This is a genomic window from Priestia sp. LL-8 (genome assembly GCF_036227845.1).
Classification (GTDB): domain Bacteria; phylum Bacillota; class Bacilli; order Bacillales; family Bacillaceae_H; genus Priestia; species Priestia zanthoxyli.
On sequence record NZ_JAZAQH010000001.1, the window covers coordinates 2,285,297 to 2,304,951 of the forward strand.

The window sequence follows — 19,655 nt, forward strand, 5'->3', positions numbered from 1 at the left end:
AAAATTTGTATTACACATAAAAAGAGACGGAGACATAACTAAATTTATCCAATGAGCAGCTAGAAGCACCTACATACATGAAACCTACGTTCATCATCATCTTAAAAAAATCCGAACGAGTTGGATTCTCAACCAAAGTCGTTCGGATTGTCCTTCAACTAACATATTTTTGTTCCAGACTCTTTTTAAATGGGCCCCAATTTATCTGTCATTTGTTTTTCGGTTAAAAAATTAATCAACTCTCGTACAGCGAATGAACTGTAGCGTTCTTTTAACAGAATAATTCCAAGTTCCCACATCATTTCAGGATCTGCAATAGGTATGGTAATAATATTGGGATCTTTCACTTTGGCATAAAGCGATTCGGGTAAAATAGCAATACCTAGTTCTGCCGCTGTTAATTCAATAATTAAATCCCATTGAGAACTTTTATACGCGATAGAAGGCACAAAGCCTGATTTTAAAGCATCTTGAATTAACCGGTCGTGCAGCGTAAATTCTTCACTGAACATAATGAATTTTTCGTGTTCCAGTTCTTTCATCCAGACGGAAGCACGTTTCGCTAAAGGATGGTTTTTATGGGCGTATAAAAGGAATCTCTCCTTAACGAACGGGTATACGTGAAAATGCTCATCATGACCGCTTGTGAGAGGAAGCATAACGATCCCCATATCTACGCCAGCCTCTTCCACAAGTGCTTCAATTTTTTTTGCTCCAAATTCAATAAGTTCTAGAGATACTTTAGGGTATTGATTATTAAATGCTTTTGCAATCTTCGGGAAAAACAAGGTCCCGATGAGCGGAGGGACTCCCATCTTGATTTGCCCTGTTTGCAAGTTCATCAAATCTCCCAACAAGTGAGGCATGTCTTTTAACACCGACAGAGCTTTAGCTGCTTGGTGATACACAACTTCTCCTGCATCCGTTAGCTTTAATTCTCTTGTCGAACGATCAAGAAGCTCAAATCCTAGTTCATTTTCTACTTTTTTGACGGCTTTACTTAAAGCCGTTTGTGACAAATGAACTTGCAGCGCTGCCTTTGTAAAATTTTTATGATTCGCTACCTCTATAAAGTATTCTAAGTCTCTGATTTCCATGTGAAACTCCATTTCTGCAAACTGCTTATCCTTTTTCTTTACTCTTTATTTTAACTATTAAATTATTTACTGTAAATGCGCTGATTAAAAAGGGGGGTCTATCCAATGAATAAAAACGAGGAAAGGAAGTGAACTAAAGTTTCTGCCGAAGTTGATTTATAAAACGAATACTCTTTTTATAGAGAAACATAGATTTTGCTACTAGCTGATGAGGGATATAAAGATTTTTGCCTGTACGTTCGGGCAAAAATGCAAAACTTATCAAAATAACTGAAAGCCCAAAGGCTGCGGCGGTAATCTCTAGCCAAGAAAACATCATATCATTCCTCCTTTTACAAACCTATTAATAGAATATGTAAAAGTTTGAAAGGAGGTTGTACGATAGACCTATAACGAGCGGCGTAATGAAGCTCTCTCTCAAAATAAAATGACGTTAAAGAACGCAGGCGCTGCGCTCTTTAACGTCATTTTATTTTCGCTCTTCAGCTTGATGCTCTTGTTTGTTTTGCTCAGTTAGACGTTTTTGATGAGCTTTTGTTTCTGCACTTACGTGATTCGCATCATTCGGTTGATTCTTCTTTGAACCTCCTGCAGCGTTACTCATTAGACGACACCTCCAGTCCGGTTATGAAACATACCTATAGAATGTGCGTATTTACAGACTTTATACACCGCTATCGATATTACTGGACACGAAAAAAGCAAAGGGAGAGTCACTAAGACTGTTCCCTTTGCTTTTTTACTAGGCGACTTTATCGGTGGTGATAATTTTGTTAATCCAGTCTTTTCCTTCTGTAAACCTTGTAACAAGCATCGCTGTTACTGTATTTCCCGTACTATTTAACAGGGTAGCAGGGGCGTCAATAATCGTGGAAATGACGGCAATAATGGGCAGAACTTCTGGCGAAAATCCGTAAATTGTAATGATTAACATTTCGCCAATCATACCGCCTCCAGGGATTGCTCCCATTACAGCTCCAACTAAAAAGGCTACGCCTAAAATACTCAAAATGCTCGTAGCAGACGTCATATCTTTTCCAAACAAACTGAATAAGAAAACAATTTTTAGAATACCCCCGATAACAGAACCATCTTTATGCGTGTTTGCTCCTAATGGAATCACCGTTTCAGCAATATCAAGTGGCACACCCATTTTCTTTGTTGCATCTAAATTGACTGGAATAGATGCAGCAGAAGAACAGGTAGCAATAGCGGTGATAGAAGGAGCAGCTGCATTTTTCCAGAACAGTTTAATTCCTGCTTTACCGCCAGCAATCCATGCGTATAGCGTAAAAAAGCCGAAATAGTAAACGATTGCAATTAATAAATAAAGAATAAATGCTCTAGCGTACCCTTGTAAGATCTTTGGTCCTAGTTCTCCTACTACAGTAGCAAAATAGCACCCTAAACCAATTGGAGCATAGTACATCACAATTTTAACAACCTTCATCGATACTTCTTGACCCGAAGTCAGAAATTTTGCCATGGGCTGTCCTTTTTCACCAGCCATCGTAGTAGCAATACCGAAAATGACGGCAAAGACAATTAATTGTAAAATATGCTCTTTCGAAAACAACTGAACAAAATCAGGTACAGTAAATGTGCCAACAAGCTGAGTTAAAAGCGTCATTTTTTCAGCTGTATTTTCACTGTCACCCATCAATTCTTTAATGGCAGAAGTATCTACGTTGTGCAGCGGATTGTAAAGTGATGCGCCTAAAAAGCCTAGAACGGCTGAAACAGCAGCAGTGGCGACAAACACAACGGCAATGCCTAGCATAATTTTACCAAGACGTTTCATTTCGTTCATGTTTGCGATTGCCGAAGCAACACTAAAAAAGACAAGGGGAATGATAATCATGAACATTAAATTAAGAAACAAATCACCAAAGGGCTTTACGACTGCCACATCGGGCCCGATAGCATATCCTGCTATCCCGCCAATTAAAATAGCGAGAAGCAGAATAAGCGATGATCTGTACGTTTTAAATACACTTAAAACCATAGTTAAATTTCCTCCAAACAACAATAGCTTCTTTACTACGCAAGAACAGCTATCATTTGCTCATTGCATACGTAGTAACGACTGGCTTTACATCTTTACGCACCAAATCTTCGTATGTTTCTCGCTCTACAGCAAGACGAGCTTCTCCATTTTTTACAAATACAACAGCAGGGCGCGGAATACGGTTGTAATTGCTAGCCATTGAATAGTTGTAGGCACCTGTAGAGGACACTGCTAATAAATCTCCTTGATTAACGCGCGGTAAATCGATATCCCAAATAAGCATATCTCCTGATTCACAGCATTTCCCCGCAATTGATACTGTTTCATCTTTTTTATCCGTCACTCTATTAGCCAAGACAGCTTCATGTTTTGCATCGTAAAGGGCAGGGCGGATATTATCGGTCATACCGCCGTCAATTCCTACGTATTTACGTACACCTGGAATCTCCTTCGTTGAGCCAATTGTATAAAGCGTTGTACCCGCTTCTCCTACGATGCTTCTTCCAGGCTCAATCCAGACTTCTGGAAGGGTATAATTCTGTTCAGTTAATGTACGGCTTAGTTTTTCTGTCAGTGCATCTACATAATACTCAACTGGAAGAGGAGAGTCGCTTTCGGTATAACGAATACCAAAACCACCACCTACGTTTAAAACTTTTACTTCAAACTCCATTTTATCACGAATACTGAATAAAAAATCAGTTAAAATATCAATGGCGCGAGAAAAACCATCTACTTCAAAAATTTGTGAACCAATATGACAATGAATGCCTAAAAGATCGTAGTAAGGTTTTTCTAATGCAGAACTTACCGCTTTCATAGCCTGGTCATTGGAAAGACCAAATCCAAACTTGGAGTCTTCCTGTCCGGTCATAATATACTCATGTGTGTGGGCTTCAATCCCTGGAGTAACACGCAGAAGAATAGATGCTTTCTGTTTACGCTCAGCTGCTAAGGCATGCAAAACTTCAAGTTCGGTGAAGTTATCCACAACAAAACAGCCAATATTCGCATCAAGAGCCATTTCAATTTCTTCAATCGTTTTGTTATTTCCGTGAAAATGAATGCGTTCAGCTGGATATCCAGCTTCAAGAGCTGTAAATAGTTCGCCTCCTGAGACCACATCTAATGACATATCAAGCTTCGTTAAAAGGCTAGCCATTTCCATACAAAGAAACGCTTTCCCTGCATAGGCGATTTGATATGAAAATCCGCTTCTTTGAAAGGCTGAATGGAAGGCCTTGCATTTCGTCTCAATTAATTCTTGATCGTAGATGTATAGGGGAGTGCCGTATTGTTTTTTCAGTTCGACCGTATCGCACTGCCCAATTTCTAAATGATTGCTGCTGTTAATTTTACTCGTTCCATGTAAGTACATAATCCGTATCCCTCCATTTAAATCATTCAACTATAACTTTGAACTTTGATGGTCAGTAGAAAAACACAAAAAAGACCCGTGAAGTGATGTTCACGCGTCTTGGTTTCATAATAATAAAGTATTATTACATTCTAGGCATCAACATCTCTTCAATAGCTCTCCACAAACCAAATGGTTTGTGACAGCTCAGCATTTATTCAATACTGAACCAGTATATGAACACAATGGATGTTTATATACTTCGGCACGAAATCCCTTTTACTTATCTTCACAGACTCCATTAGTCTCCAATAAGTGACTCTTGATTTCATGCACCTCTATTCTCAGAGAGGAAAATTATATTTAAATGTAATTCCTATTATATTTCTTTTTCCGCTGTCTAGTCAATGAAAAATTAAGGCATAGGAATATCAAAAAAAATAAATAAAAAAGCTATGAAGCTTCCAGATAAAATCCAAGCAGCCAGCGCTGTCTTCTGATGAATGACTAAAAGTGAGAACGTGACAATATTGAAGAGAAAAGAACACAGCAGCGACCATCCATAATGATGAGTGATACTGTGATTAACATAAGCAATGAACTCAATCACAGTAAATAAAAGCGCCCACAAAAGAATCCACCACAGCCGGCCGCTTACATGCAGCGGCAGCCTTCCTAAAAAAACCGGTATAACAAACGGATAAATAATTAAGGTTATTCCAAGGGAAACCATTAGGTGATCGGGTAGAAAAAGGTGATCAATACCAACAGGGTGAAATACCCATACGCGGTGATGAAACAGCAGCACTTCATAAAGCAAATTCCCCGTGACCCAAAACAGCAAAGTAGGATAGTATTCTTGATACCTTCGCCACTTACCAAATAGTAAACCAAGAATGATGAAAAATAATACAAATGAAGATTGCATACGCTCTCCTTAAAATAATGGTTATTTCTTTTTATTTACATATTATAGAAATTTTATTCTCTCCGCTTTTATTCAGAAACTATAATAGAAAAGCCGTAAGCAGCATCGTTAAAGACGTACTACCACTATTTATGACTGTCTTCACCCTGCTATAATCTCCGTAAAAGAACTTCTAACGCTTTTGTTTACGAAATGAAGGGAGCTATATGTCAAAGTCAGCAAGACGTAAAAGTAAGCTCAAAATAGCTTCGCCTAGTATGTGGCTTCTTTTTTTGCTATGCTAAAATTGCATACATGTAGCATGAGAATACTAGAAGAAGGAAAAGGGTGTTTTGGTATGAAAACATACATCGTAGTTGGAGCTGGGATACTTGGAGCTTCTACAGCATATCATTTAGCAAAAGCAGGAGCAGATGTGACATTGATAGATCGCCAGGATGCTGGTCAAGCTACTGATGCAGCAGCAGGAATTGTTTGTCCATGGCTTTCGCAGCGTCGAAATAAAGCATGGTACCGCTTAGCAAAAGGCGGCGCTAAGTACTATCAAACATTAATTCAGCAATTAGAAGAAGATGGAGAAACGGATACGGGATATAAGCGAGTAGGAGCAATTAGCTTACATACTGATGAACAAAAGCTTAAAAAAATGGAAGAAAGAGCATATAAGCGTCGGGAAGAAGCTCCCGAAATAGGCGAAATTACACGTTTATCTGCTAAAGAAACACAGGCTTTGTTTCCGGTTCTTTCGGAAGAATACAGTTCAGTTCATATTAGTGGAGCCGCTCGTGTTAACGGAAGAGCTCTTCGAAACGCACTTGTGAATGCAGCGAAGAAAAACGGTGCAAAAATAATAGAAGGAAACGCAGAACTACTTTATGAAAATAATCAAGTAACGGGCGTTTCCGTAAATGGACAAACCCTTCTAGCAAGTACAACAATCGTGACAGCAGGAGCGTGGGCAAATCAATTACTAGAGCCTCTTGGAGTAAAATTTTTAGCAAGCTTTCAAAAAGCGCAAATTGTCCACTTGCATCTCTCTGATTTAGATACAAAAGACTGGCCCGTTGTGATGCCTCCAAGCGACCAATATATTCTTTCGTTTGAACAAGGTCAAATTGTTATTGGAGCAACACATGAAAACGAAACGGGTTATGACTTGAGAGTAACTGCTGGGGGACTTCATGAAATTTTTTCAAAGGCCTTATCAATTGCTCCCGGCTTAACAGAAAGCACAGTCTTAGAAACAAGGGTAGGGTTTCGACCATTTACTCCAGGCTTCTTGCCAGTCATTGGGGCTCTTCCGGCTTACGAAGGAATACTAGTGGCGAATGGTCTCGGAGCTTCAGGCTTAACGTCGGGTCCTTATCTTGGTTCGGAGCTTGCTAAATTAGCACTTGAAATGGAAATGGAAATTGATCTTAGCGACTATGATGTAAGAGGAGCTATCGAGTCTTAAGCAAACAGAATGAATGAAAACAAATAGAAGTTCGCAAACTATAGCTACTATAGGATGAAAGGAAGTAGATTGTTTGCGAAAGGTTATGATAAGTGCAGCAGCAGCTTTTTTATTTATGAGCGCGACGCCTGTATTAGCAGAAAACAATCCTCAGCCAGAAACAAAAGACGTGCAGCTGACGTCTCAGCAAAAGCAGGAATTGTCCGTGCTGTACAAAGAAATGCTAGCAAAAAAGAAAGAAATACTTTCAAAATATGTGGAGTACGGCGTGCTAAGCAAAACGGAGAGTCAAAACATTTCTTCACATATGGAAAATCGCTATCAGCATATGGAGAAAAATGGTTTTGTGCCGAAGCGACACTGTCATAAAATGCATCATTCAAAGTAATTCATATTCACATAAAAAATCGCCTTTACAGGCGTTTTTTTTATGTGAATGAATGGAAAATATCCGCTTCTTTATCTAGTAAATTCTAAAATCCTCATGTAAAATTAAGAGAATGAGAACGAGTAGGAAAGATGCTAGTGAGGGGTAGGTAAATATGAACGAAAATAAAAAAATAGTCCGATTACATGCAGAAAATCATTCAGCTGAGGCGCTAGGAATCATATTTGCTTACAAACAAAAAGGCGACCATCTTGTTTACAGTATGTATCAAGGTGAAAGCGCTCATGATCAAAAGGTACCTTTAGAAGAATGGGTCTCGTATGAGCATTTTTTGGAAGCGCTAAATACAAAGAAAAAGCTTATGTACGAGCTTCAAATAAATGATCAACGCTATGTAGTAAACTTAACCCCTTTATCTTACACAGAAAAACCTGAAATTATGGGACATTGCGTGAATATAACTAGTTATCAAGACAAAAAAGAACAGATTCAACCTTTTATTTATCATAACGCAGATGCTGTTGCAATTGTTGACTTAGAAGGTAAAACGCTTCAAGTGAATCCTGCGTTTGAGAATACATTTGGCTGGACGTTTGAAGAAATTTATCAAAAGCCTCTTCCGATTATACCTTCGTTTTTAAAGGAGCCCGTGTGCGAACTTCATAAAACTATTCAATCAGGGGAATCGAAAACGGAATTCGAGACGGTCAGACAGCATAAAGACGGGTATTTAATTAATGTAAGCGTCACACTATTCCGCGTTGAAAATATGAATGATTGGCCGTTATGCATCGCTTTTGTCTATCGAGATATAACATCGCGCAAGCAGGATGAGACGGCTTTAAAAGAAAGCGAACAGCGCTACCGAAGTTTGATTGAGTTATCCCCGGAAGCTATTATCGTTCATAGTGAAGGGAAAATTGATTACATCAACCCTGCAGGAGCCAAAGCTCTAGGATACAAAAATCCTCAAGACGTATTAGGAGCTTGTGTTTATCAATTTGTTCACCCTGATTACTATGATGTTGTGAAACAGCGAATTTATCGAATGAAAACAGAAAATAAATCTGTAGATCTGCAGGAAGAACAGTTTATTCATAAAGACGGTCATACGATTGATGCCGAAACCATTGCCTTTCCTATTCCCTATATGGGAAAGCAGGCCATTCAAGTTTTATTTCGTGATATTACAGAACGTAAAAAAACTGAAAAATTGCTGCGTGAATCCGCTCAGCTTTCCTTAGTCGGACAGTTAGCGGCTGGTATTGCTCACGAAATTCGAAACCCTCTGACGGCGGTAAAAGGATTTATGCAGTTATTGAAAGAAACGAGCAGTCAGCCTTACTATGTAGAAATGATAAATCATGAGTTAGATAGAATTGAATTGATTACCGATGAGTTTTTGAGTCTTGCAAAGCCTCAGGCGAAAACCTACAAAGACAAACACGTCCAAGATATTTTAGAGAATACGTTAAAGCTAGCTGAGGTGCAAGGTATTACAGATAAAATTCACGTAAAAAAAGAAATTGATCTTCATCTTCCTCTCGTATTATGCGAAGAAAATCAGTTGAAACAGGTGTTTAGCAATATATTTAAAAATGCAGTCGAATCTATGCCAAGTGGAGGAACCGTAACGATTCAGCTAAAAAGATTTAATCATGACAACCTTGTTGTCCGGTTTAGCGACGAGGGGCCAGGCATCACTCAGGAAAGAATGCAGCATTTAGGAAAACCTTTTTATAGTACCAAAGAGAAAGGAACGGGTCTTGGACTGATGGTGTGCTATAAGATCATTCGAGAACATAGAGGAGAAATTAACTTTGTAAGTGAACTTGGAAAAGGAACTACCGTAGACATTCTTTTGCCTTTTAAAAAGTAGATTCTACTTTTATAAGCATGAAACCTTTTCTAAAGGGGAATACATGTTAGTGAACGAATAATGAGGTTAAAATAGGAGGGAATACGATGGAACGTATTGAAACGGGAGAGATTTTTACAATTTTAGATGAAAATGATCAAGAGCAAGATATTGAAGTGCTTGGAAAAATGACGATTGAAGGGCAAGATTATATTGCTGTTGCGTTTGTGGAAGAAGTTTTAATTGAAACAGAAGAAGAAATTGACGTTTTCTTTTTGAAAATTGAAGGTGATGGTGAATGGTCTTCAATTGAAGATGACGATGAGTTTGAAAAGGTATCAGCCGTATTTGAGGAAATGACATCCGCGTAAAAAGAGAGCTTAAAACCTCTCTTTTTTTCTTTTTAAATAATATAATATTTAGAATTTTTCTAAAAATATCTTGCTGAATTATTTCCCTTCATTTATGATAAATATGTAACATACCAACCGGTTAGTAAGTAAATGAAAGCGAGGGACTACCGTGTATTTTTCTTACTCTGACAAAGTAGTGAAGCTGCAAAAAGAATTGACCTCTTTTATGGAAGAGCATATTTATCCAAATGAACGGCTATACGAACATCAGCTGAATGAACAGCCATCTAGATGGTCAGCTGTTCCTCCGATCATGGAAGAGTTAAAAGAAAAAGCAAAGCAAGCTGGATTATGGAACTTATTTTTGCCAGAAAGCGAATACGGAGCGGGTCTAACAAATGTCGAATATGCCCCCCTTTGCGAAATTATGGGCCGTTCTATTATTGGACCAGAAGCTTTTAACTGCGGAGCTCCTGACACTGGCAATATGGAAGTACTGGTTCGATACGGAACGCCTGAACAAAAAGAAAAATGGCTAAAGCCGCTGTTAAATGGAGACATTCGCTCCTGCTTTTCTATGACAGAACCAGATGTAGGTTCTTCTGATGCCACAAACATTCAGTGCAGTATTGTAAGAGAAGGCGATGAATATGTAATCAACGGAAGAAAATGGTGGTCTTCAGGTGCGGGAGATCCTCGCTGCAAAATTGCTATTGTCATGGGAAAAAGTGATTTTAACGCATCTAAATATGAACAGCAATCTATGATTCTAGTTCCATTAAATACTCCGGGAGTTAAAATTGAACGAATGCTGCCAGTCTTTGGATACGATCACGCTCCTCATGGACATGCTGAAATTCATTATGATAATGTGCGTGTGCCAGCATCCAATATGCTTTTAGGCGAAGGAAAAGGGTTTGCTATTGCTCAAGGCAGATTAGGGCCTGGACGTATTCATCACTGCATGCGTCTAATAGGAGCAGCTGAAAGAGCGCTTGAAGAATTATGTAAGCGTATTCAAAATCGTTCTACGTTTAATAAGTTGCTTTCTCAACAAGGGGTTATTCAAGAATGGGTGGCAGAATCGCGTATTGAAATTGAGCAAGCTCGCTTATTAACATTAAAAGCTGCTTATATGATGGACACAGTTGGAAATAAAAAAGCGCGGAAAGAAATTGCCATGATTAAAGTAATGGCTCCTGCTATGGCTTTAAAAGTCATTGATCGCGCTATTCAAGCATTTGGAGCAGCAGGTGTTTCAGAAGATACGCCGCTTGCGGCACTTTGGGCAAATGCCCGCACTCTTCGCCTCGCTGATGGTCCAGACGAAGTGCACAAAGCACAGCTTGCAAGACTTGAGCTAAAATCCTATCAAGAACAGGAGGCAACGTATGCACATAAAGGATTTGTTTGATTTAACTGGAAAAACAGCTATTGTTACCGGAGGAGGCAGAGGATTAGGAGAACAAATGGCAGAAGGGCTTGCAGAGGCAGGGGCAAATATTGTTCTATGTTCAAGAAAAAAAGAAGCATGTCAGCAAGTGGCTGATCGATTGGCCACCATGGGCGTAAAAACTCTCGCTTTAGCATGCGATATCAGTCAGCCTGAAGATATTAAAAATGTCGTGCATCAAACGATTGAAACATTTGGACGCATTGATATTTTAATTAACAACAGCGGAGCTACGTGGGGAGCTTCGGTTGAAGAAATGCCTCTTGAAGCATGGCAAAAAGTGATGAATATTAATGTGACAGGAACGTTTTTAATGTCCCAAGAAGCTGGAAAAGAAATGATTAAACAAAAAGCTGGTAAGATTATTAACATTGCTTCAATTGCGGGTCTTGGAGGAACGGACCCTCAGTATATGGATACAATCGGGTACAACACGAGTAAAGGAGCGGTCATTACGTTCACGAAAGATTTAGCTGTCAAATGGGGTCAGCATAATATTCAAGTTAATGCGATTGCGCCGGGATTTTTTCCTACTAAAATGTCAGGTGCGATTATGGAACAAGGAAAAGATTATTTTCTAAGTCAAACCCCTTTAAAACGCTTTGGCTCCGAAGCTGATTTAAAAGGAGCGGCTGTTTTTCTTGCTTCTGCAGCGTCTAATTATATTACGGGCGATATTCTGACAGTAGACGGTGGAGTTCATGCTATGTGAATAAGAAAGGAGTAACTTGATGGAAGACGTTAAAAAATGGTTTACACCTTATCCAGAAACCTACACTCATGACATTCACATCGAAGATATTTCACTATTTGATATGCTGAAAGAAACAGCCGAACGTTATCCTGCTCACACAGCCACGCGCATGTATCAGCATACGTTAACGTACCAAGAGCTGTACCACTCAGTTCGCGTATTTGCAGGAGCGCTGCAGAAAAAAGGAATTAAAAAAGGAGATCGTGTAGCAATTATGCTGCCAAACTGTCCGCAATATATAATAAGCTATTTCGCCATTGTAGCGGCGGGCGGCATTGTTACTCAGGTCAACCCTATGCTTGTCAAGCAAGAGCTAGAGCATATTTTACACGATTCCGGGGCAAAAAAAATAATTCTACTCGATGATTTTTATACGAGACTTCAAGAGATAAGAAACCGCGTTGATATAGAAGAAGCGATAACTGTCAGCTTGCAAAAACCTTTTGTTCCTACATCACCAGACCTTTCCTTCCTAGATTTTTTAACCATCAAGCATGAATTTCATCAGCCGGTTATCCATCCAGCACACGATATTGCTGTTCTTCAGTATACGGGAGGAACGACCGGACCATCTAAAGGTGCGATGCTTACACATACAAATATTTACACAAACGCAGTTCAATCATACGAAATATTTAAACATGATATTGAATTAGGAAAAGAAAAATGCTTAACCGTTATTCCATTGTTTCACGTATTTGGCATGACTTCCTGTATGCATTTATCGATTCTTTGCGGAAATGAAATATTGCTATTGCCACGTTTTGATTTGGAAGAAGTACTAAATACAATCAAAAAAGAGCAGCCTAGTATTTTTCCTGGCGTGCCAACTATGTATGTTGCGATTACAAATCATCCGCGGGCAGAAGAATACAACATCGAAAGTATTCGCATCTGCAACAGTGGCAGTGCGCCGATGCCTGTTGAGCTGATGAAAGAGTTCGAACGAAAAACGGGCGCTAAAGTGTTAGAAGGGTATGGCTTATCAGAAGCATCCCCCGTGACGCATTGCAACCTGCCGTTTTGTGAACGAAAGCCAGGTACAGTCGGACTTGGCGTTCCGCAAACTGCTTATAAAATTGTAGACGTGGCTACCGGAACAAAAGAAATGCCAAGAGGAGAGCTTGGAGAAATAGTGATTAAAGGGCCTCAAGTTATGAAGGGCTATTGGAATCAGCCTGAAGAGACGGCTCACGCGCTCAGAAACGGCTGGCTGTACACGGGAGATATAGGACAGATAGATGAAGACGGGTATTTATCTATCGTTGATCGAAAAAAAGATATGATTATTGCGAGTGGTTTTAATGTGTATCCTCGAGATATTGAAGAAGTTTTATATGAACACAGCCACATTAAAGAAGCCGTTGTAATTGGCGTGCCGCATCCTTACAGAGGAGAAACCATTAAAGCGATTTTGGTAGTGAAAGAAGGGAAATCTCTTTCTGAAGAAGAGCTTACTTCTTATTGCCGACATCACCTTGCAGCTTACAAAATTCCGCGAATCTTTGAGTTTCGCGCCGAGCTTCCTAAGACTAACGTAGGGAAAATTTTGCGACGGGCACTGCGAGAAGAAGTGATGAAAGAAACGATGTAAAGAAGCTGAACATAAACAAACTTTTTCAAAAGCTCCCTCTAAGCCATGGTATAATTTGTGAAAATGAGAAAAGACAGAGAGGGTTTGACGATGAAAGATTTGATGATGGAACGAAGCATTCAGCTTTTTGCTCAAAAAGGTTTCAAAGAAACGTCTATTCAAGATATTGTAAATGAATTAAACGTCACAAAAGGAACGTTTTATTATTATTTCAAAAGCAAACAAGAGCTTTTAATGGATATTCATCTTCAATATATTGAAAGATTAATAGAAAACCAAGAGACGATTCTTGCAGATAAGACAACATCTTATCCAGAAAAGCTTCACAGTATTATTTTTAAACTTGTTCATGATATTGAGAAAGAAGGTCTTCGAGCTAAAGTGTTCTTTCGAGAGATGCGTCATTTGAGTGAAGAACACTTAGAACAAATCATTCCAAAGCGCGATCGTTTTAAAGAAAACGTACAAGAAATTATTGAAAAAGGAATGGAAGCAGGGCAATTCCGTTCAGATTTGCCTTCAGATATCGTGACGCTAGGCATATTAGGAATGACAAATTGGAGCTATTTTTGGTTTCAGCCGGATGGTGAAAAGACAGATCGAGAAGTTGCAGCTATTTTTTATAAGATGCTAATGAAAGGTATTCAGTCACAGTAGCTGTTAGGCTAGACAGTGCTCGTAAAAGGCGGGAAAGTATAAGCTCTTTCTCTCCTTTTATATTAAAAGGAGGATATAACATGGATAGTAAAGATATACAGCGTATTGCTGTCATTGGCGCAGGACAAATGGGACATCAAATCGGTATGCTTTGTGCACTTGGAGGATATGAAACGATTATCCAAGATATGAATGAACAATCACTCATTGATGCAAAAAATAAGCTGGAAGCAATTATAGACAAGTGGGTTCATAAAGGCAAAATCTCCCCGGATGCTAAAGAAGCCGCATTTCAAAGGTTGTCTTTTACAAACACATTAAAGGAAGCGGTTTCAAATTCTGATTTTGTGATTGAAGCCGTTGTAGAAAAGTTAGATGTAAAACAAAGCGTTTTTAAAGAAATAGATGAGTACGCACCAAGTCACGCCATTTTAGCATCAAATAGTTCAACTATTGTTAACTCGCTTATTGCAAGTGCAACAAACCGTCCAGAGCAAATCGTTAACATGCATTTCTTTTTTCCTCCTCTTGTAATGGACTGCGTAGAAGTTGTGATGAGTGAGAAGACAAGTGAACAAACAGCTCAAACGACAATGGAAGTTTGTAAGCAAATTAATCGCACAGCAGTCCTTCTGAAAAAAGAAATCTCAGGTTTTATTGCCAATCGAATTTTAGGAGCGTTGCAAAAAGAAGCCGTTTTTCTCTATGAGAATGGATACGCAGATTTTGAAGATATTGATACGATTTGCAAAAAAGCGCTCAACCACCCGATCGGTCCTTTTGAATTGATGGATCTTTCAGGAATTGACGTCGGATATTTTGTGATGCAGCAGCGCTATAGCGAAACGGGGGATCCAGAGGACAAGCCAGCTGCGTGCATTGAAGAAAAAGTTCAAAAAGGCGAGCTTGGGCGCAAAACAGGAAAAGGTTTTTACACATACCACACACAGGGAGTGAAGCAATGATGAAAAAATTTGTACGTATTGAAAAAGAAGAGAAAACGGCAATTGTAACCATTGATAACCCGCCTTTAAATGTAATGAGCCAAGCTGTTGTGCAGCAGCTTGAAGAAACGTATGAAGAGCTTAGTAAAGATCCTGATGTCATTACAATCATTTTAACGGGAGCGGGCGACCGGGCGTTTATGGCTGGAGCTGATATTAAAGAGTTTCCTCAGTTAATGGGGCAAAGCGGCATTAAAGAAGAGTTTATGAAAACCCATCGCGTTTTGCAAAAACTTGAAAACATTGAAAAACCAACAATTGTCGTGTTAAACGGTTTAACGTTTGGAGGAGGGTGCGAACTTTCACTAACTGCTGATATACGCATTGCCGAAGAACATGCTCAAATCGGTCTTCCGGAAGTGAAACTCGGATTGTTTCCTGGAGGAGGCGGCACTCAGCGTCTTCCACGCGTAATCGGCGTTTCTAAAGCTAAAGAGTGGATGTTTGCCGGCAGTCCTGTTTCTGCAGAAGAAGCGCTTCATGCAGGCTTTGCCAATCATGTCACGCCTAAAGGAAAAGGGCTCGAAAAAGCTAAAGAGCTGGCTAAGAAATTTAACCGCCACTCTCTTCCGTCACTTTCTCGAATTAAGACAGCGGTAAACGAAGGAATGAATCGTACATTATCTGAAGGTCTTGAACTTGAGGCAGAGCTGTTTGAAGAAGTCTTTCAAACAGAAGATATTAAAGAAGGAGTATCAGCATTTATTGAAAAGCGTCCCGCTGTTTTTTCACATAAGTAAAGGAGGAGAAAACCATGTATGAAACACAGGTCAAAGTGCGTTTTTGCGAAACAGACGCACTTGGTCACATTAATAATACGAGCTATTTCATTTATTTAGAAGAGGCCCGCATTGCTTTTTTTGAAGAAATGGGAGCATCCATGCATACAAAAAAGTGGGAGTATATTTTAGCGTCTACTAAATGTGATTTTGTTGCGCAAGGTTATTTTAATCAAGTGCTAATGATTAAAACCTTTGTATCTAATGTCGGGAATAAAAGCTTTACAATTGGCCATGAAATTACCGACAGCAAGACGGGGTCGCTGATTGCTAAAGGAGAAGCTGTCATTGTGTACTTTGATTTTGATGCGCAAAAAAGCGTTTCTATTCCAGCGGACATTAAGCAGTTTTTGATGAATTATAAAGTAGCTGTTTAACTATAAAAAAGCAGGTGGTAAAAGAATGTCACAAATCATTCCTGTACGAAAAGGAGAAGAATTAAACACGGAAAAACTGCATCAGTTTCTCCGTGTTTCGATTCCTGATTTACCTAAAGAGCCTCTTTTAATCAAGCAATTTGGATCAGGTGCGTCCAATTTAACCTACGCTCTTTCAGTCGGAGAGTGGGAGGCGGTGTTGAGACGCCCTCCCTTTGGGCCAGTTGCGCCAAAAGCGCATGACATGCAAAGAGAATATAAAATTTTATCTGTTTTATCGAAGTCTTTTCCTCTCGCTCCTAGGCCGTATGTGTTTTGTGAAGATGAGACGGTGGTCGGGAAATCCTTTTTTTTAATGGAACAAAAGCACGGTGTTCTCATCGACACAGCGTTTCCAGAAGACGTGAAAGGAACTAGCGAACTTTGCCGTTGTATTTCAGAACAAATGGTGGATGTTCTTGCTCAACTTCATGATGTTCCTTATAAAGGCACGCTGCTTGAAAAAATCAGCAAGCCCGAAGGATTTTTAGAACGTCAAGTACACGGATGGATTCATCGTTATGAAAAATCAAAAACAAGTGACATACCGGAAGTAGAAGCCTTAAAAAAATGGTTGACCACACACATTCCCACTACACAGCATTCGACCATTATTCACTATGATTATAAGCTTAACAATACGTTATTTTCACCGGATGGAAAGAAAATTGTAGGATTATTTGACTGGGAAATGACAACCGTTGGAGACCCGCTTGCTGATTTGGGAGTTGCGCTGAGCTATTGGATGGAAGATAGTGACCCTGAACTTTTAAAAAGAGGATTGGGGAACCCACCTGTTACTGTGCAAAAAAGCTTTTATTCCCGTCGAGATTTTGTAGAAGCGTATGCTAAAAAAAGCGGACGAGATGTTTCACACATTGACTTTTACTTGAAATTTGCGTACTTCAAACTTGCTGTCATTTGTCAGCAAATTTATTACCGTTATAAAAAAGGCCAAACAAATGATAAACGGTTTTCACAATTTGGAGAGTATGTAAAAACACTAATTATTCATGCTCTGCATACAGAACGCGGGCATATATGAAAAGAAAAGTTCACGTAATACTCAAAAAAGAAGAGCTTCTTGCCAAAAAGCTAGAAGGAAAAACGGTCGTTATATTTGACGTCTTATTGGCTACGTCAACAATTGCGGCTGCTTTACAGCAAGGAGCAACAGAAGTTATCCCAGTAAAAAATGAAGAAGAAGCGCGTAATAAAGCAAAAACGTATAAGCCTGACGAAATTGCACTTGTAGGCGAATATAGAGGAAAAACGATTGAAGGCTTTTTTGATCCAAACCCCAGCACGTTAAAGGAGCATGTTAAAAATAAAACAGTTATTTTGTCTACCACTAATGGAACGGTGGCCATTCGTAGCGCTGAAAAAGCAAAACAGGTGTATGCTGCTTCACTTTTAAATGGAGAAGCAGTTGCCAGAGCTGTCTATCAGCAAGGACAAGCTGAAACTGTTTTATTAGTTTGTTCAGGTTCGTCGGATCGCTTCTGTCTAGAAGATTTATATGGAGCGGGTCATTTTATAAACTGCCTGCTGCGATTAAAAACATTTCATTTAACGGATGCTGCAAAAGCCGCACTGCTTTTGTATGAAGCTTATGAGCATTCACCTCTTGAAATATTGAAACGCTCATCCGTAGGAGAAATGCTCACTCAGTATGGCTTTCTAGACGAAATTGGCTTTGTAAGCCGGAAAAACGTCTATTCCGTAGTTCCTAAGGTAGTGAAAAAAAAGCTAGTAAACGGGGAGGAAACGATATGTCTGAAATGAAAACCGAAGCAAAAGGCGGATCATTTTTACTAAAAAAAACATCTACGCATCACGTTTATACACCCGAAGACTTAACGGATGAGCATCGTATGATTGCTCAGACAGCAAAGCAGTTTATTGAAAAAGAAGTAGACCCTTACCACAGTGACATTGAGCAGCAGGATTTTAATAAAGTAGTAGAATTGATGCATAAAGCAGGCGAGCTTGGACTTCTTGCTCACAGTATTCCAGAAACATATGGAGGACTAGGTCTTGATAAAGTAAGCAAAGGACTCGTCGGTGAAATCATTGGCCGGACAAGTGGATATGGAGTCGCTCATTCTAATCATACATGCATTGCGACACTTCCTATTACGTATTTTGGCACCAAGAAGCAAAAAGAAAAATACTTGCCTAAATTGGCAAGCGGTGAATATATTGGCGCCTACTGTCTGACAGAGCCAGAAGCTGGTTCTGATGCTCTTGCAGCCCAAACAAAAGCCGTATTAAATCCTGAAAAAACGCATTATGTATTAAATGGAACGAAGCAGTACATTACCAATGCTGCCTTTTCAGATACGTTCATCACATATGCAAAAGTAGACGGAGAACATTTTACTGCTTTTATTGTAGAAAAAGATTTTGAAGGACTGTCTCTCGGCCCAGAAGAAAAGAAAATGGGAATCAAAGGGTCGTCTACTCGTACAGTTATTTACGAAGATTGTTTAGTACCTGTAGAAAACGTACTTGGACAAGTAGGAAAAGGTCACTTGATTGCGTTGAACGTCTTAAACCTTGGACGTTTTAACTTAGGTTCTGCATGTATGGGCGCAGCAAAATATGCGTTTGAACTTGCTTTATCTTATACAAAAGAACGCAAGCAGTTTAAAACAGCTATTGCGGAATTTAATGCTTCAAAAGAAAAGATAGCTAAAATGGCGGCTCGTATTTTTGCATCTGAATCTATCCAGTACCGTACAGCTGGTTTACTAGAAGAGGCGCTTGGTGGACTATATGAAAGTGAAAATCATAAGTTAGTAGCTAAACAGCTGGCTGAATTTGCAATGGAATGTTCAGTTTGTAAAGTGTACGGATCGGAAACTCTTGATTTAATTGCCGATGAATCGCTGCAGCTTCATGGCGGCGCAGGGTTTATTCAAGAATATAAAATCGAACAAGTATATCGTGACTCACGCATCAATCGTATTTTTGAAGGTACAAATGAAATTAACCGCCTATTACTTCCAACTCAGCTTCTAAAAAAAGCAGGCAAAGGAGAAATAGAGCTGAGCAAACAAGTAGAACATGCCGTTAGTGAATTGATGAGCGGTCAGTGGGAAATACCTTCAAATGAACTTCTAGCCAGAGAGAAGCAGGCGGTTATTACCACAAGACATTTATTTCTTGCTTTATTAGGAACAGCATTCCAAACGTTTCAAGCCAATCTAGCACAAGAACAAGAAACGCTGATGAAGCTCGCAGAAATTGCTGTTGGACTATTTGCCATAGAGTCATCTGTGCTGCGCACGGAAAAAGCCGTAACTAGAAATGGAGAAGAAAAAGAAAAGTTAAAAAGCAAGCTGACAGCAACGGTTGTTAGTGAAACGCTCTTTGAAATTGAAAAACAGGCCCGACAATTAATAAACGGGATGTTAACGGGTGAAAAACATCGGCAGTACCGCACCATTCTTGGAAAATGGATGAATGATTTGCAAAGTGAAGGCGAATTCACGCGCAATCGAGGCATCGCTCGTGAGTTTATTGACAGCGGGCGATATGTTGTATAGGG

At 39.4% G+C, this 19,655-nt stretch carries 20 protein-coding genes and 1 riboswitch; of the genes, 14 read left to right on the forward strand and 6 right to left on the reverse strand.

The window, feature by feature from the left end; translation table 11 throughout:
• Positions 1-185 precede the first annotated feature (185 nt).
• The 6 genes from U9R83_RS11555 to U9R83_RS11580 form a co-directional block, all read right to left on the reverse strand.
• Entirely contained in the window at positions 186-1,097 is a 912-nt protein-coding gene (locus U9R83_RS11555) for a LysR family transcriptional regulator (RefSeq protein WP_115653883.1), read from the reverse strand.
• A gap of 133 nt (positions 1,098-1,230) precedes the next feature.
• Positions 1,231-1,416, reverse strand: coding sequence for a hypothetical protein (locus tag U9R83_RS11560; protein WP_115653884.1), 186 nt, complete (start codon positions 1,414-1,416; stop codon positions 1,231-1,233).
• 150 nt (positions 1,417-1,566) lie between these two features.
• Positions 1,567-1,701: a hypothetical protein gene (locus U9R83_RS11565; protein WP_013057043.1), complete on the reverse strand. Its 135-nt coding sequence runs from the start codon at positions 1,699-1,701 to the stop codon at positions 1,567-1,569.
• A gap of 138 nt (positions 1,702-1,839) precedes the next feature.
• Positions 1,840-3,102, reverse strand: coding sequence for a dicarboxylate/amino acid:cation symporter (locus U9R83_RS11570; protein WP_115653885.1), 1,263 nt, complete (start codon positions 3,100-3,102; stop codon positions 1,840-1,842).
• A 52-nt stretch (positions 3,103-3,154) separates the two neighbouring features.
• A complete protein-coding gene (gene lysA / locus U9R83_RS11575) occupies positions 3,155-4,483 on the reverse strand; it encodes a diaminopimelate decarboxylase (RefSeq protein WP_014460106.1) in 1,329 nt (442 codons plus the stop codon).
• Positions 4,484-4,628: 145 nt separating this feature from the next.
• Positions 4,629-4,811: riboswitch (Lysine riboswitch) on the reverse strand.
• Between the two features lie 66 nt (positions 4,812-4,877).
• The gene (locus U9R83_RS11580) at positions 4,878-5,390 is read right to left on the reverse strand and encodes a CBO0543 family protein (protein WP_025751926.1); all 513 of its coding nucleotides are present in this window, start codon (positions 5,388-5,390) and stop codon (positions 4,878-4,880) included.
• A gap of 337 nt (positions 5,391-5,727) precedes the next feature.
• Here U9R83_RS11580 and U9R83_RS11585 point away from each other — a divergent pair, with 337 nt between their 5' ends.
• From U9R83_RS11585 to U9R83_RS11650, 14 genes are all read left to right on the forward strand, one after another.
• Positions 5,728-6,846, forward strand: coding sequence for an NAD(P)/FAD-dependent oxidoreductase (locus U9R83_RS11585; RefSeq protein WP_226701236.1), 1,119 nt, complete (start codon positions 5,728-5,730; stop codon positions 6,844-6,846).
• Between the two features lie 73 nt (positions 6,847-6,919).
• The gene (locus U9R83_RS11590) at positions 6,920-7,234 is read left to right on the forward strand and encodes a YckD family protein (protein WP_115653887.1); all 315 of its coding nucleotides are present in this window, start codon (positions 6,920-6,922) and stop codon (positions 7,232-7,234) included.
• Positions 7,235-7,388: 154 nt separating this feature from the next.
• Positions 7,389-9,113 carry a PAS domain-containing sensor histidine kinase gene (locus tag U9R83_RS11595; RefSeq protein ID WP_115653888.1) on the forward strand — a complete coding sequence of 575 codons (1,725 nt, stop codon included), beginning with the start codon at positions 7,389-7,391 and terminating at the stop codon, positions 9,111-9,113.
• A gap of 86 nt (positions 9,114-9,199) precedes the next feature.
• Positions 9,200-9,463 (forward strand): DUF1292 domain-containing protein, encoded by a 264-nt coding sequence (locus U9R83_RS11600; RefSeq protein WP_243549341.1) that lies wholly within the window; start codon positions 9,200-9,202, stop codon positions 9,461-9,463.
• 151 nt (positions 9,464-9,614) lie between these two features.
• The gene (locus U9R83_RS11605) at positions 9,615-10,859 is read left to right on the forward strand and encodes an acyl-CoA dehydrogenase (protein WP_014460101.1); all 1,245 of its coding nucleotides are present in this window, start codon (positions 9,615-9,617) and stop codon (positions 10,857-10,859) included.
• Positions 10,837-11,610: an SDR family oxidoreductase gene (locus U9R83_RS11610; protein ID WP_014460100.1), complete on the forward strand. Its 774-nt coding sequence runs from the start codon at positions 10,837-10,839 to the stop codon at positions 11,608-11,610. Before U9R83_RS11605 ends, U9R83_RS11610 begins: the two co-directional genes overlap by 23 nt.
• Before the next feature lie 19 nt (positions 11,611-11,629).
• Positions 11,630-13,246, forward strand: coding sequence for a long-chain-fatty-acid--CoA ligase (locus tag U9R83_RS11615; protein ID WP_014460099.1), 1,617 nt, complete (start codon positions 11,630-11,632; stop codon positions 13,244-13,246).
• Between the two features lie 90 nt (positions 13,247-13,336).
• Positions 13,337-13,903 (forward strand): TetR/AcrR family transcriptional regulator, encoded by a 567-nt coding sequence (locus tag U9R83_RS11620; protein WP_014460098.1) that lies wholly within the window; start codon positions 13,337-13,339, stop codon positions 13,901-13,903.
• An 80-nt stretch (positions 13,904-13,983) separates the two neighbouring features.
• Positions 13,984-14,868: a 3-hydroxyacyl-CoA dehydrogenase family protein gene (locus U9R83_RS11625; RefSeq protein WP_014460097.1), complete on the forward strand. Its 885-nt coding sequence runs from the start codon at positions 13,984-13,986 to the stop codon at positions 14,866-14,868.
• On the forward strand, positions 14,865-15,647 hold the full coding sequence (locus tag U9R83_RS11630) for an enoyl-CoA hydratase (protein ID WP_014460096.1): 783 nt from the start codon (positions 14,865-14,867) through the stop codon (positions 15,645-15,647). The genes U9R83_RS11625 and U9R83_RS11630 overlap by 4 nt, the downstream gene beginning before the upstream one ends.
• Before the next feature lie 14 nt (positions 15,648-15,661).
• Entirely contained in the window at positions 15,662-16,063 is a 402-nt protein-coding gene (locus tag U9R83_RS11635; RefSeq protein WP_013083164.1) for an acyl-CoA thioesterase, read from the forward strand.
• Between the two features lie 25 nt (positions 16,064-16,088).
• Complete coding sequence (locus U9R83_RS11640) at positions 16,089-17,147, forward strand: phosphotransferase family protein (RefSeq protein WP_243549343.1); 1,059 nt, start codon at positions 16,089-16,091, stop codon at positions 17,145-17,147.
• Entirely contained in the window at positions 17,144-17,887 is a 744-nt protein-coding gene (locus tag U9R83_RS11645; protein WP_014460094.1) for a 2-phosphosulfolactate phosphatase, read from the forward strand. The genes U9R83_RS11640 and U9R83_RS11645 overlap by 4 nt, the downstream gene beginning before the upstream one ends.
• On the forward strand, positions 17,875-19,653 hold the full coding sequence (locus U9R83_RS11650) for an acyl-CoA dehydrogenase family protein (protein ID WP_328575243.1): 1,779 nt from the start codon (positions 17,875-17,877) through the stop codon (positions 19,651-19,653). The genes U9R83_RS11645 and U9R83_RS11650 overlap by 13 nt, the downstream gene beginning before the upstream one ends.
• Positions 19,654-19,655 lie beyond the last annotated feature (2 nt).

Excerpts from the sequence above, each read along its gene's own strand:
- U9R83_RS11555 (WP_115653883.1), bottom strand. The coding sequence starts at position 1,097 with ATGGAAATCAGAGACTTAGAATACTTTATAGAGGTAGCGAATCATAAA.
- U9R83_RS11625 (WP_014460097.1), top strand. The coding sequence starts at position 13,984 with ATGGATAGTAAAGATATACAGCGTATTGCTGTCATTGGCGCAGGACAA.
- U9R83_RS11630 (WP_014460096.1), top strand. The coding sequence starts at position 14,865 with ATGATGAAAAAATTTGTACGTATTGAAAAAGAAGAGAAAACGGCAATT.
- U9R83_RS11600 (WP_243549341.1), top strand. The coding sequence starts at position 9,200 with ATGGAACGTATTGAAACGGGAGAGATTTTTACAATTTTAGATGAAAAT.
- U9R83_RS11585 (WP_226701236.1), top strand. The coding sequence starts at position 5,728 with ATGAAAACATACATCGTAGTTGGAGCTGGGATACTTGGAGCTTCTACA.
- U9R83_RS11645 (WP_014460094.1), top strand. The coding sequence starts at position 17,144 with ATGAAAAGAAAAGTTCACGTAATACTCAAAAAAGAAGAGCTTCTTGCC.
- U9R83_RS11560 (WP_115653884.1), bottom strand. The coding sequence starts at position 1,416 with ATGATGTTTTCTTGGCTAGAGATTACCGCCGCAGCCTTTGGGCTTTCA.
- U9R83_RS11650 (WP_328575243.1), top strand. The coding sequence starts at position 17,875 with ATGTCTGAAATGAAAACCGAAGCAAAAGGCGGATCATTTTTACTAAAA.
- U9R83_RS11635 (WP_013083164.1), top strand. The coding sequence starts at position 15,662 with ATGTATGAAACACAGGTCAAAGTGCGTTTTTGCGAAACAGACGCACTT.
- lysA (WP_014460106.1), bottom strand. The coding sequence starts at position 4,483 with ATGTACTTACATGGAACGAGTAAAATTAACAGCAGCAATCATTTAGAA.
- U9R83_RS11565 (WP_013057043.1), bottom strand. The coding sequence starts at position 1,701 with ATGAGTAACGCTGCAGGAGGTTCAAAGAAGAATCAACCGAATGATGCG.
- U9R83_RS11640 (WP_243549343.1), top strand. The coding sequence starts at position 16,089 with ATGTCACAAATCATTCCTGTACGAAAAGGAGAAGAATTAAACACGGAA.
- U9R83_RS11570 (WP_115653885.1), bottom strand. The coding sequence starts at position 3,102 with ATGGTTTTAAGTGTATTTAAAACGTACAGATCATCGCTTATTCTGCTT.
- U9R83_RS11595 (WP_115653888.1), top strand. The coding sequence starts at position 7,389 with ATGAACGAAAATAAAAAAATAGTCCGATTACATGCAGAAAATCATTCA.
- U9R83_RS11610 (WP_014460100.1), top strand. The coding sequence starts at position 10,837 with ATGCACATAAAGGATTTGTTTGATTTAACTGGAAAAACAGCTATTGTT.
- U9R83_RS11615 (WP_014460099.1), top strand. The coding sequence starts at position 11,630 with ATGGAAGACGTTAAAAAATGGTTTACACCTTATCCAGAAACCTACACT.
- U9R83_RS11580 (WP_025751926.1), bottom strand. The coding sequence starts at position 5,390 with ATGCAATCTTCATTTGTATTATTTTTCATCATTCTTGGTTTACTATTT.
- U9R83_RS11620 (WP_014460098.1), top strand. The coding sequence starts at position 13,337 with ATGAAAGATTTGATGATGGAACGAAGCATTCAGCTTTTTGCTCAAAAA.